Source organism: Microbacterium sp. B24 (genome assembly GCF_000333415.1).
Classification (GTDB): domain Bacteria; phylum Actinomycetota; class Actinomycetes; order Actinomycetales; family Microbacteriaceae; genus Microbacterium.
Window position 1 is genome coordinate 1 of sequence record NZ_BADB01000131.1, and the last position, 12,875, is coordinate 12,875.

Below are 12,875 nucleotides of genomic sequence, written 5' to 3' on the forward strand. Positions count from 1 at the left end.
GCTCTCGTCGCGCCACGAGCTGACGCCCTGGGCTTCGCAGCGGCGCCTGCTCTGAGACGGTCGCCGCGGCATCCCGCATGCGGTGTCAGAGCCGCGACCTAGACTTGACGGGTTATGAGCGACCCGATCAAGCCCGTCATCGTCGGCATGCCCACGGATGCCGCGCGCGGCGCGGGAGGCCGGCTCGACGAAGACCTGCTGGCCGGTCTCAACCCGCAGCAGCGCGAGGCCGTCACCTATCGCGGGCAGGCCCTGCTCATCGTCGCCGGTGCGGGTTCGGGAAAGACGAGCGTGCTCACGCGCCGCATCGCATCGCTGCTGCGCGCACGCGAGGCGTGGCCGAGTCAGATCCTCGCGATCACCTTCACCAACAAGGCCGCCGGCGAGATGCGCGAACGCGTGCAGCAGCTCATCGGCGACACCGCGCAGGGCATGTGGATCTCGACCTTCCACTCGGCGTGCGTGCGCATCCTGCGCCGTGAGGCCGACCAGTTCGGCTTCACCAAGAGCTTCACGATCTACGATTCCGGCGACTCGCGCGCCCTCATCAAGCGACTCGTCAAGCAGTACGAGGCCGACGCGTTCGGGTTGACCCCGGCATCCGTCCAGGGGCGCATCTCGAAGCTGAAGAACGAGCTCGCGGATGCCGAGTCGTTCGCGCGCACGGCCAACATGAGCGACCCCGCCGAGCGCCTGTTCGCAGAGATCTTCGCCGACTATCAGCGTTCGCTTCAGCGCGCCAATGCGTTCGACTTCGACGACCTCATCGCGCAGACCGTCTACCTCTTCCGTGCGTTCCCGCACGTCGCCGACACCTACCGCCGACGCTTCCGCCACATCCTCGTCGACGAGTACCAGGACACCAACCACGCCCAGTACGCGCTGATCCACGAACTCACGCGGCCCATCGAAGACGTCGGTGCCCTGCTCGACGAGACCGACGGCGCGTCGCTGACCGTCGTCGGCGACTCCGACCAGTCGATCTACGCCTTCCGCGGCGCGGACATCCGCAACATCACCGAGTTCGAGCGCGACTACCCCGGCGCCAAGGTCGTGCTGCTCGAGCAGAACTACCGCTCGACGCAGAACATCCTGACCGCGGCCAATGCCGTCATCAGCAACAACTTCGACCGCAAGGACAAGAAGCTCTGGACCGACGTCGGCGCCGGAGACAAGATCGTCGGCTTCACCGGGTATTCGCAGCACGACGAGGCCCAGTTCGTCGCCGACGAGGTCGAGGCGCTCCACCGCGCCGGTCTGCCGTACGGCGAGATGGCCGTGTTCTACCGCACCAACTCGCAGTCCCGCGCGCTGGAGGAGATCTTCATCCGCGCCGCCGTGCCGTACAAGATCATGGGCGGCACGAAGTTCTACGAGCGCGCAGAGATCAAGGACGCGATGGCCTACCTCATCGCCGTCGCGAATCCCGCCGACGAGCTGAGCGTCCGCCGCATCCTGAACAAGCCCCGCCGCGGCATCGGCGACGTCACGGAGACCTCGATCGCCCGTTACGCCGCCGACCAGGACATCACCTTCCGCGATGCGCTCGCCAACGCGTCGGCGCTGGGAGTCGGCCCCAAGATCCAGGCCGCGATCGCCCAGCTCGACGCCGTGCTCGTCGAGGCGACGGCCATCATGCTGCCCCCCTCGGGCGAGGCACCGCCGTCGACCTCGGTCGCCGAAGGCCTCACCCTGCTCCTCAACAAGAGCGGCTATCTCGACGCCCTGCGCATGTCGAAAGACCCGCAGGACGAGGCGCGCGTCGAGAACCTCGACGAGCTCGTGGCCGTCACCCGCGAGTTCGCCCGCAACAACCCCGACGGCACGATCCTCGACTTCCTCGCGGAGGTGGCCCTCGTCTCGGATGCCGATGACCTCGCCGACGCCTCGGGCTCGGTATCGCTGATGACGATGCACACCGCGAAGGGCCTCGAGTACGACGCCGTGTTCGTCACCGGTGTCGAAGAGGACCTCATCCCGCATCGCATCTCCGCGGGAGAGCCGGGCGGCCCGCAAGAGGAACGCCGCCTGTTCTACGTCGCGCTCACGCGCGCCCGCAAGCGCCTGCACCTCTCGCTCGCCATGACCCGCGCCCAGTTCGGTGAGGTCTCGGTCGCGATGCCCTCACGCTTCCTGCAGGAGATCCCCCACGAGCTCATCGACTGGCGCCAGTCGCCGGGAGACATCAACGCGCGTGGTCAGGGAGGATCGCGAGCACTGAACGGACGGAGGCCTGGCGGCTTCGGCGGTGGGGGCGCATCGGGCGGCTCGCGTTACGGCGACGAGCTCGTTCCCCTGCCGCGGCGGGAAAAGCCCGCGGGTGACCTCGCGAAGTTCGCCAACCGCATCCCCGCGAAGGTGCGCGACAACGGCGACATGGAGCTGGTTCCCGGCGATCGCATCCGCCACGAGGACTTCGGAGAAGGCCGCGTCGATCAGGTGACGGGCGAAGGCGCCAAGCGCGTGGCCCACGTGCGCTTCGACCGCGCCGGGCAGAAGAAGCTGCTCATCAAGATCGCCCCGATCGAGAAGCTGTAGTCCGGCGGTTCGCGCTGTCGAATCCGGCACGCGCGATGCGTGTTTCGGTAGCGCGAGACGGAAGGGAGCGCGCGAGGCGGATGCCGCCCCGCCGCGGGCCGGTGGCGGTCCCAGCTAGGCTCGGACCCATGGCACTCTTCTCGCGTCGCGACCGTTCCGACAAGGGTGACGGCGCCCCGGCATCCGAGGTCGAGTCCGTCGACACCGTTGTGGAGACGGACGAATCCGCCGAAGCGGCATCCGTTGCGGCCGAGGGGGTGCCGCAGGTCGGCATCTCGGTCTCCACCTTCGGCGCCGACCCGACGGCTCCGGCGCCCGCAGCGCCGACGCGCCCCGCGGCGACCGCACCGGCTCCGCGCGAGATCGTGCCCGGTCTGGTCGACAACGCGCTGCTGCAAGGCGCCTTGGCGGGCCTGTCGGCGGAGCCGCAGAACACAGAGATCATGAACGTGATGCGCCAGGCGCTGCAGGGGCAGCTGTTCCTGCGGGCGCAGGGCGACGTCCAGGCGCTGATCGCTGCGGGCCAGCAGATCAACCTCGCGATCGCCTCCGTGGAGGGAAAGCGCTTCCTCCTCGCCTTCAGCGGCGGCGCCGCACTGCAGGCCAGCGTCGACTCCGAAGGCGGGGCGGCCACCTCGGTCATCGGGCAGCCCGCCATCGAGGTGCTGCGCAACGCGGTGGCCGGGGGATACGACGGCATCTACCTCGATCACGCCACCGCCGGCGCCCGCGTCATCCTGCCCAAGGAGCTCATCGCCCGCGCCGTCGAGGAGAGCGAGCCCACGTTCGAGATCAAGACGCTGCTGTCGGCGCCGCGCGATGAGAGCACGGCCGCACGCGTCGCCGACGCCCTCTCGCGCCTTCCCGTCTGGGTGGCCGGCAACAGCGACGCCGAGGGGCGCATGGGCCTCGCCGAGGCGCGCACCCCCGACGGTCAGCGCCGCATGGAGGTGTTCTCGCACCCGTTGGAGGTCGTGGCTCTCGGCCGTGGCGACAGCCCCCTGCCGGTGCAGCCCGAGCAGCTCGGCCGCGCCCTGGCATCCGAGCCCGGCCTCACCGGCGTCGTCGTCGACCCGGGCGGCCCCTGGATCGAGCTCGACCGCGACGCGCTGGCCGGTGTCATGGCGCTCGCCGGCTGACGCGCGGACTGATACTCGCGGACGGACACGCGCCGCAGGCCCCGCAGATTCGGATGAATGCAGCGGATTCGGATGCCGCGCGGCATCCGGTCCGCATCCGTTGCCGGCCACCGAATCTGTGGCGACCCGCGCGAGCGCGGGATCGCCCCCTGTCGCGACCGGCGCCCGGCCCGTAGGGTCGGGGCATGGCCTCGGAGCGCATCACCCTCGACGTCGACGGGCGGGACGTCTCGCTCTCCAGCCCGCACCGCGTGATCTGGCCGGAGCTCGGCATCACGAAGCAGGAGCTCGCCGAGTACGTGATCGCCGTGTCCGAGCCGTTCCTGCGGGCCAACGGCCACCGCCCCGTCTCGCTCGAGCGCTTCCCCGACACCGTCGACGGCGAGCGCTTCTTCTCCAAGAACCCGCCACGCGGTGCCCCCGACTACGTCCACGAGGTGATGTGCACCTACAACAGCGGGCGCCGTCACCCTCAGGTGGTGCTCGACGAGGCCGCGGCCATCGTCTGGGCAGTGCAGATGAACACCGTCGTGTTCCACCCGTGGGCCTCGCTCGCCGCCGACACCGACAATCCCGTCGAACTGCGCATCGACCTCGACCCGCAGCCCGGCACCGATTTCGCGGATGCCGCCGCCGTCGCTCCGGTGCTGCGCGACGTGTTGCGCGAGGCCGGGCTCGAACCGTGGCTGAAGACCAGCGGCAATCGCGGCATCCACGTGTTCTGCCCCATCGAGCCGACGCACGAGTTCCTCGACGTCCGCCATGCCGTGATCGCGGCGGGACGAGAGCTCGCACGACGGCTGCCGGATACCGTGACGGTCGACTGGTGGAAGGAGGAGCGCGGTCGGCGCATCTTCGTCGACTTCAACCAGGCCAACCGCGATCGCACGATGGCCGGCGCCTACAGCCCGCGCGCTCTGCCGTCGGCGACGGTCGCGACGCCCATCACCTGGGCGGAGCTGGCCGAAGGCGTGGATCCGGCCGCGTTCACCGTCCGGACCGTGCCGCAGCGGCTCGCGGCGGTCGGGGATCCCTGGGAGGGACTGCAGGAGAACCCCGGACGCATCGATCTGCTGCTCGAGTGGTGGCAGCGCGACCTCGAAGCGGGTCTGGGCGAGCTGCCATTTCCGCCCGAGTTTCCCAAGATGCCGGGCGAGCCGCCGCGCGTCCAGCCCAGTCGCGCAAAGAAGGACTGATCGGGTTCACCGACCGGTCGCTCGGCGGCATCCCCTCCGTCACCGGCGACGGCTAGCGTCACCCGTGATCGCCGTTCGGGTGGCGGGACAGGAGAGCGCCGGCATGCGAACGAGGATGATCGCACGCGTCGTCGTCGGTGCGTGCCTCGTCGTTGCCGCAGGCCTCGGCCCTATCGACATCGCGCGCGCGGACGACGACTCGTCGGGCACGTCGCCGTCGAACGCGCAGATGGTGATCGCCGTCGTCGTTCCGCCGCATGAGCGCGGGCCTGCGACGCCTGCGCCCACCCCCTCCACCGTTGCGGGCGGCCCGGACGACGGCGCCGTCGACGGGCGTGCGCCCGATGGCCGGCTCGCGCCGACGGGCGACCAGCTCGCCGGAGCGCTCGTGTTCGCCGCCGCCGCTGCCGCGCTGATCGGCGGCGGCGCTCTTCTTCGCCGCCGCGCCGCGCGCGACTGAAGCGCGTACGACGCGCTCCCGCCTCAGGCGCGCTCGTCGGAGACCGTGCGCAGCGTGGTCGTGCTCGGCGTCGCGCCGACGACCACGTCGCCGGCCGTGTCGTCGGGTGCGGGGGCCGGCTGGGCGCTCGCGAGGGCGTCGGCGACGGCGCGGGCGACCCGCTCGTCCTCACGCCGGCGGCGCACCGCGCCCGCGCGACGCCGCCACCACAGCGCGGCCGCGACGAGCGCGATCGCGATCATCGCGATGATCAGCAGCAGCCACGGCACGGCGAAGCCGATCGCCTGCGTCGTGACCGGGGTGAGCCCCGTGGTGGATCCCGACGCGTCGACCACGATGGGGGTGATCGTCGCCGAGCCGATCAGGGCGAGCATGCCGGCGACACCGGGCACTGTGATCTGCACGTCGCGCGTCTCACCGGGAAGGATCTGCACCTCGGGGGCGACGTCGCCGGCATCGGTGGGAAACCAGCCGAAGGGCCCTGCGATCGTCGCGCTCTGCTGCGCGCCCATCGTCGTGTTGCCGGTGTTGTGCAGCGTGTAGCTGAGCGTGGCGGCGCCCGTGCCGAGCGACCACGTGCCACCCCAGGTCACCTGCGGGTTCTCGATCGCGAGCGAGGGTGCGAGTGCGCCCGAGACGCGCAGGCCGATGCGGATGCCGAGGCGGCGGTCGACCGAGATGCCCTGGTCGGCCGAGGAGTCCAGCGAGGTCACGATGCCCCCGACGTAGTCGCCGGGGGTCGCCGTCGTGGGAACGGACACCACGAAGGGACCCGTCGTGGATTCTTTCGGCGCGACGGTGACGGTGGCCGCCGCCCCGTGCGTCCAGGCGCCGATGCCGGTGGAGCTCTCCGCGGGCCGTCAGCAGGTCGAGCTGTCCCCCCCGCTCCGGTGTAGCCGTCGGCGGGGTACACCGCCAGCTGCAGCGCGGCGGCGCCGTGGTTGGCGATCACGAGGGCATCGCTGACGCTCTGACCCGGGTCCACCGCATACGTGTAGGACGTGCGCTCCGCGCCGAATCCGTTCGACTCCGTGCGCACCGACCACGTCACGTCGTCCGCGCTTCCGGCGTCGTCGGCGGCGGCGTGGGCGGATGCCGCGGGAAGCGCGAGGGGCCACAGCAGCGCCACCGCGGCGAGGGCCACGGCGGTCAGCGCGGAGCCGCGACGGAGTCGGAGAGAACGGAGCATCGGATTCCTTCGGAGGACGGGAGACGGGTGAGGCGCGAAAGGGGTGCGTCCCGGGACGCGCCGACCGGGTGGGTCGACGCGTCCCGGGTCGCGGGACGAGCTGTTCAGTTGTCGGTGATCATCAGTTGCTGATCGCGGTGAGGGTGAGGGTGCCGCGGTAGCTGCCCTTGTCGACCTCGACCGGGATCTTCAGATCCAGGTCGGAGCCGAGCACGGCGGTGCCGCGGTCGTGGCCCTGGGCCGCCGAGCCCAGCGCCCGCGAGTCGGACAGGCCGGTGCCGCCGTCGTAGCCCGAGCCGACCGGCGCACCCGCGACCGCGCCGCCGCCGGCGGCGACGATCTTCGGGGTCCAGCCGAGGTACTTTCCGGAGAACGACTTGCTGCCGTCGGTGAAGTCGCCGACCTTCGCTGCGATCGACCAGGGGGCCACGGCGCGGCGGGTGTCGGTCACCGTGATCGGGTTGATCTGACCGGTCGCCTCGAAGTAGCTGTTGTTCTTCTCGGTGGCCGTGCCGAGGTCGACGAGGCCGTTGTGGCCGTTGATGGTCCAGCCGAACTCACCGGGAGCGGCGTCGGGCACGTCGACCTGGATGTCCTGGCCGTCGCCGTGGGTGGGGTGGATGGTCACCTCGTCCTGCACGGAGCCGACCGGCAGCGCCGCCTCGGTGCCGTTGGCGGGGCCGCACCAGACGACCTTGCGCAGCTCGACGGCGGCGTTCGGCGCGTCGCACGTGCCGGAGCGCACGTTCTGCACGACGAGGGCGTCCTTCTGCACCTGCACCTTGACGAAGGTGCGCACGTGCTCCTGGTTCTGCACCGAGTTGTACCAGTAGTTCGACGGGTTCAGCGGGTCGGCGCCGTTGCCCCGGCCAGAGGTGGCGTCGCCGGCGACGGGCGTGGTGAGGTCGTAGTACTTCGAGCCGGATGCCGAGTTCGCCGTGACGTAGACGACGCCGCCGGGACCTTCGAAGACCTCGTTCTGGCCGGGCTTCTCGTCGGCCTTGGCCTTCTCGCCGTTCTTGATCTCGTACGAGCGCGAGTAGCTGTGGTCGTGACCCTGGAGCACGAGGTCGACGCCGAGCTTGGAGAACGTGGTCGGGAAGTCGACGCGGCGCGTCTTGTTGTCCTCATCCTGCGCGTGGTCGGCGGGGGAGTAGATGGCGTGGTGGTAGACGAGCACCGTGTACTTGGCCTGGGCGCCGTGCGCGTTGATGACGTCGGTCACGTACTGGATGTGCGCCGCGTCGCCGCCGCCTCCCGTGGAGGTCTTGTAGCTGTTCGAGTTGAGGTCGATGAACAGCACGTCCTTGTGGATGAACCAGTAGTCGCCGCCCGACGAGTTGGACGTCGGGTCGCCGTTGACGTAGTACTGACCGGAGCGGTCGGTGTTGGGCGTGAAGAAGTGCTGCTCGTAGGCCTTGCCGCCCACGTCGTGGTTGCCGATCGTCGCGACCCAGGGGTATCTGCGCAGCTGCGCGGGCGCGAGGAAGCCGTCCCACTGTGCCTCGGTGTTGGCCTTGTCGACCTGGTCGCCGCCCGAGACGAGCAGCTCGGCGTTCGGGTTGGACTGCAGCGAGACGTTGACGGTGTCCACCCAGCCGGCGGTGTCCTTCGCGACGTCGCCCGACGAGCCGATCTGCGGGTCGCCGTAGAACAGGAAGTCGAAGTCGCCCTCGAAGGAGTGCGTCTGGAACGTCGTCGTGGTCGACCAGGCGCCCTCGGAGCCGACACGGTAGGAGTACTGCGTGTTCTCCTGCAGTCCCGTGATCGTCGCGTGCCGGTTGAAGCCGCCGCTGGTGGCGATGTTGGCGGTACCCGTGGCGGCGAAGGTGACGGCGGATGCCGGGAAGGCGTCACCCACGAGCGCGGCGGTGGGCGCGACCTGGACGACCTGGGCGGTGTCGGCGGAGGAGTACCAGCTCACGATGCGCTGGGTCTCGTCGGCGCCGACGCCCAGGATCACGCCGGTCAGCGTGGTCGGGGTGTCGGCGAGAGCGGGAGTCGCGACGACTCCCGCGAAAGCCGTCGCGCACAGCGTGGCGGCGGTGATCCAGGCGATCGTCCGGCGCGCAGGGCGGGGCGCTCGCGGTTCGGCGGAGTGCGGCATGGTCTGTCCGTTCGTGAAGGAGGGATGCGCGGCGAAGGCCGGTCGCAGGCGCCGCGGAGGGCGTCACCTGAACGATCCGCCTTCGCGGTGACAAGGCGGTGAACATCCCGCCCAGAAGCGGTGACGTCCCGGCGAAACTCTGAGGGTTCACCCAGAGCCGGATCAGTCCCAGCCGAACACGCGCTGGACGAACCAGATGAGGCCGGCGAGGGTCACCGCTACGGCGAGTGCGCCGCTGGCCCACATCGCGACCCGGGGCGCGCGGCGGCGCAGCAGCACCAAGACGGGGAACACGATCGCGATCAGGCCGATCTGCACGGCCTCGATGCCGAGGTTGAACACGAGCAGCGACCACAGCAGCGTCCACGACCAGGGCTCGTCGATCCCGAGGGCGGAGGCGAAGCCGAGGCCGTGGATCAGGCCGAAGCAGAATACGACGAGCAGGCGCAGCCAGCCCGCCCGGTCGAGGCCGAGCGGACCGGCGTCGCGGGTCAGCTCCGTGGCTGCCTCGCCCTTGCGCCACAACCGGAACAGGTACCAGGCCGCGACGACCGAGATCGACAGGGCGATCGCCGGCTCGATGATGATGCTCGGAAGGCTCACCAGCTTCGTGGCGGCCAGGATGAAGGTCACCGAATGAGCGAGCGTGAACACGGTCGCCGCGAGGACGATCTCGCGGAGCTTTCGCGAGCCGGCGATGAGGGCGAGGAGGAACAGGATGTGGTCGATGCCGGTCAGGAGATGCTCCGCGCCCAGACGGAAGAACTCCACGAACCGGTCCCAGGTGCTCTGCGCCGTGGAGAACTCGGGCGCGGAGGCGTCGAGCGCGGCGGAGCCCTCGTGCAGGTCGATGTCGTAGGTCAGGATCGTCTTGGTTCCCGTGACGTAGCCCTCCTCGTCGGCGAACAGGGTGCTGCGCACGATGTGCGCCTCTCCGGCCGGGCAGGTGAGGGTACGGGGGATGACGACGTAGGGAACACCCTCCTGCACCGTCATCGATACGGCATCCAGTGGGCTGAGCGTGCAGCCGGCGGCATCGCCGCCGCTGGTGCGGATCGTGAACCGCTCGTCGAGGTAGCGGGAGACCGTGTCGCGATGATCCGTGACCGCCTGCGCCATCGCGGTGTCGTCCCGGGCGTCGAAGGCGGCGGTGCCCGAACGGAAGAACGCGTCGTCGTGCTGCGTGTCGGCTGCCGAGACCACGAGGAGGTCGTACTCCAGCTGCAGGGTCGCGACGGTTCGTCCCTGCTCGTCGCGGGAGAGGTCGGCGAACACGACCGAGCTGAAGCCGTGCGCGAGGGCGGCGGATGCCGAGGCCAAGGGGGAGAGGGCGGCGATCGCGACGGCGAGCAGGAGCACGGCGCGGAGGGAACGACGGTGAAGGGTCACGGCGTGAGCGTGCGCGTCGTCGGTGAACGGGGATTGACTCGCGCGTCAATCTTCGAGGAACGACGGTCGCCGCGTACCGCCGCCGCGGACCCGCGACGCGATGCTGGAGGAGTGCGTGTCGCCCGTTCCCGTCTCACCGTGGCCGTCGCGGTGTCCGCGGCGGTGATCGCTGCGGCGTCCCTCGCCGGATGCGCTGCCGACTGGACCGCGCCACACCCCGCGCCCAGCCTGATCGCGGCCGCCGATGCCGGCTTCCTTCCGCCGACCCCCCTGGCCCCGGCGGCGACGATGACCCCGAGTCCGGGATCGTGGGTCGGGGCGCGCCCGACGGCGGGACTGCGCGTGGTCCTGCTCACGATGGGCGACGAGGCGGCGACCGTCACGATGACCCACGCGGTGCGCACGTGGGCGCGTGAGGTGGGCGCCGACCTGCGCGAGGTACGGGCCGGGAACGATCCGATTCCCGCGATCACGCAGGCCATCGACATGCACGCCGATGTCGTCATGTCGGCGGGTGACGCCCTCGTGGACCCCCTCGCGATCGTCACCGCGAGCCACCTCGACCAACCGTTTCTCGTCTTGGGCGGCGAACTGGCCGAGCCGACCCAGAACGTGCTGGCCGTCGACTGGGCCGGTGCCGGCTTCCGCGGTGAGGATCTCGGTCAGGCCGCCCACCACGATCCGGCGAGCTTCACGCCCGAGCGCTGCAGCAACGCCGTCGCCGCCGGGGTCGCCGCGCTGCTCAGCGGGCAGAACGGCGTCGTCGTCTGGATTCCCTGACGCCGTCCCTCAGACGCTGGCGATCGCCTCGCGGCGGTGCGGGCGGGCCCACCTCGCCGGGGTGTGCGGTCCGTCCCACACCTGCACGATCCCCCACGCGACCGCGGTGATCGGCACGGCGAGCACGGCCCCGACGATGCCGCCCAGCACGGTGCCGGCGGTCAGGGCGATGAGGATGACGAAGGCGTGCAGCTGCATGGAGCGTCCCATCAGCACCGGCTGCAGCAGGTTGCCCTCGAGCTGGTTGACGAGCACGACCACGCCCACCACGAGCAGGGCCACGACCCACCCGTTGGCCACGAGGGCGACCAGTGCGGCGAGGATGCCGGCGAGGGTCGCCCCGACGATCGGGATGAACGCGAGCAGGAACACCAGCACCGCCAGCGGCAGGGCCAGCGGCACCTGCAGGATCAGCAGGCCGATCAGGATGCCGACGGCATCCACGGCGGCCACGGTCGCCGTGCCGCGCACGTACGAGCCGAGCACCGTCACCGTCTTGTCGCCGACGCGCAGGGCCCGCTCGTAGGGCTCACCGCGGAACGGCCGCAGCAGGAACGCCCACATCTGCGGGCCGTCCTTGAGGAAGAAGAAGAGCATCACGATCATCAGCACCAGGCCGGTGATGAAGTTGGCCACGGCGCTGACGCCGGCGAGAGCGCCGCTGCCGAACTGCGCGCTCGTCACGAAATCGGTGAGGGCTTTCAGCCACTCGTCGATCTGGGCGTGATCGATCTGGAAGGGCAGGGTGCCCGCCCAGGCCATCAGATCGGTGAAACCGCCCTGTGCCTGCGTCGCCAGCTCGTCCCACTGGTCGCGCACCGCCCAGACGATCAGCCAGCCCACCGCGGTGAGCACGAGGGCGATGGCGAACAGGGTGATCAGCGTCGCCACGAGGGAGGGGATGCCGCGCCCGCGCAGCCAGGCCATGAGCGGCGCGAACGCCGAGGCCAGGATCAGCGCGATCACGAGCGGGATCGTCACGACGGTCAGCTGGCGGATGCCCCAGATGATCCCCGCGGCGAGGGCCACGACCACGATGATCTGCACCGCCCGGATCGCGAGGGCGCCGAAGGCGTCGGACCAGAGGCTCCACGGTCTGCCCACGGCGCGCACGTGGACGCCGTCCGTGCCGTGCTGGTCGATGCGGACGGTGCGGTCGCGGAACAGTCCCATGCCTCGACCGTAGACGACGCGTCGCCTCCGCGTCGGTCACCGGGCCGGACGCGACCACTCCCGCTCGGTGAGCACGCGCGCCACGGTCAGGCCGATCGCGAGCGCCACGACGACGAACAGCGCGGTCGTCGCATTCTGGATCGCCGCCACCGTGTCGCCGCCGATGACACCGGCGATCGAGCGGTACGCGGCCGCCCCCGGAACCATGATGAGAACGGCCGGTACGGTCAGGGTCACGCGCGCGGCGCGCAGCCGATCGCCGAACAGGTAGGCGCCCAGGCCCACGGCGAGGGCAGCGGCAGCGGCGGCGACGGCGGGATTGACGTGGGCGTCGACGAGCGCCAGGCGCCCGACGTTCGCCACGGCGCCCAGGCTCGATGCGGTCAGCGCGATCGCCCACGGCGTGCCGAACAGCAGGGCGAAGCCGAGCACGCCGACGAAGCCCGCGGCGAGTCGGACGAGCGACAGGAGGGGCTCGGCGAACTCGGGCGCGGCGACCTGGGTCACCGTCGCGTCGAAGACGGTCGCGACTCCCCAGACGGCGGTGCCCGTCGCCAGCAGCACCAGGACGGCATAGGTGACCCGGGCGATGCCGGCGTTCAGATCGAGGCGGGCGAGGTCGAGGGCGCCGGTCACGAGCGGGAAGCCGGGAACGAGGTAGAGCACGGCGCTGGTCAGTGCCGCGTCGTGCTGCCCGCCGGGCACGCCGAAGGCGACGAACACCTGCGCGGCGGCGAGGTAGACGAGCAGCGCCGTCATCGCCGAGGCGAACACCAGCAGGAACTCGTTCGTCCGGAGGCGATGGATGAGCATCCGCACCCACTGACCGGCCGCGGCGGCGATCCCGACGGCGACGAACTCCTGCCACCCGCCGTGGACTCTAGAGGATCCCCGGGTCCGAGCT

At 70.7% G+C, this 12,875-nt stretch carries 11 protein-coding genes; 5 read left to right on the top strand and 6 right to left on the bottom strand.

Annotated features, from left to right (window positions below):
* The first annotated feature begins 114 nt into the window (after window positions 1-114).
* From I5I_RS02970 to I5I_RS02985, 4 genes are all read left to right on the top strand, one after another.
* On the top strand, window positions 115-2,538 hold the full coding sequence (locus I5I_RS02970) for an ATP-dependent helicase (RefSeq protein ID WP_036316313.1): 2,424 nt from the start codon (window positions 115-117) through the stop codon (window positions 2,536-2,538).
* Window positions 2,539-2,666: 128 nt separating this feature from the next.
* A complete protein-coding gene (locus tag I5I_RS02975; protein ID WP_036316315.1) occupies window positions 2,667-3,677 on the top strand; it encodes an SseB family protein in 1,011 nt (336 codons plus the stop codon).
* Window positions 3,678-3,862: 185 nt separating this feature from the next.
* Entirely contained in the window at window positions 3,863-4,873 is a 1,011-nt protein-coding gene (ligD, locus tag I5I_RS02980) for a non-homologous end-joining DNA ligase (RefSeq protein WP_036316316.1), read from the top strand.
* 64 nt (window positions 4,874-4,937) lie between these two features.
* Window positions 4,938-5,333: a hypothetical protein gene (locus tag I5I_RS02985; RefSeq protein ID WP_036316318.1), complete on the top strand. Its 396-nt coding sequence runs from the start codon at window positions 4,938-4,940 to the stop codon at window positions 5,331-5,333.
* A 23-nt stretch (window positions 5,334-5,356) separates the two neighbouring features.
* On the opposite strand, the gene I5I_RS16685 is transcribed toward I5I_RS02985, so the two are convergent.
* The 4 genes from I5I_RS16685 to I5I_RS03000 form a co-directional block, all read right to left on the bottom strand.
* Window positions 5,357-6,097, bottom strand: coding sequence for a hypothetical protein (locus I5I_RS16685; protein WP_051039453.1), 741 nt, complete (start codon window positions 6,095-6,097; stop codon window positions 5,357-5,359).
* Window positions 6,043-6,522 (bottom strand): hypothetical protein, encoded by a 480-nt coding sequence (locus I5I_RS16690; RefSeq protein ID WP_148285476.1) that lies wholly within the window; start codon window positions 6,520-6,522, stop codon window positions 6,043-6,045. Before I5I_RS16690 ends, I5I_RS16685 begins: the two co-directional genes overlap by 55 nt.
* A 121-nt stretch (window positions 6,523-6,643) precedes the next feature.
* On the bottom strand, window positions 6,644-8,629 hold the full coding sequence (locus I5I_RS02995) for a purple acid phosphatase family protein (protein ID WP_036316320.1): 1,986 nt from the start codon (window positions 8,627-8,629) through the stop codon (window positions 6,644-6,646).
* A 162-nt stretch (window positions 8,630-8,791) separates the two neighbouring features.
* Window positions 8,792-10,018 (bottom strand): HupE/UreJ family protein, encoded by a 1,227-nt coding sequence (locus I5I_RS03000; protein ID WP_036316322.1) that lies wholly within the window; start codon window positions 10,016-10,018, stop codon window positions 8,792-8,794.
* A 111-nt stretch (window positions 10,019-10,129) separates the two neighbouring features.
* Here I5I_RS03000 and I5I_RS03005 point away from each other — a divergent pair, with 111 nt between their 5' ends.
* The gene (locus I5I_RS03005) at window positions 10,130-10,798 is read left to right on the top strand and encodes a hypothetical protein (protein ID WP_051039454.1); all 669 of its coding nucleotides are present in this window, start codon (window positions 10,130-10,132) and stop codon (window positions 10,796-10,798) included.
* Between the two features lie 9 nt (window positions 10,799-10,807).
* Here the strand turns inward: I5I_RS03005 and I5I_RS03010 are convergent, their stop codons facing one another.
* Both I5I_RS03010 and I5I_RS03015 read right to left on the bottom strand, forming a co-directional pair.
* A complete protein-coding gene (locus tag I5I_RS03010) occupies window positions 10,808-11,971 on the bottom strand; it encodes an AI-2E family transporter (RefSeq protein ID WP_036316325.1) in 1,164 nt (387 codons plus the stop codon).
* Between the two features lie 36 nt (window positions 11,972-12,007).
* Window positions 12,008-12,875 (bottom strand): threonine/serine exporter family protein (locus I5I_RS03015; RefSeq protein ID WP_036316329.1); only part of this gene is annotated, 868 nt, incomplete at its 5' end.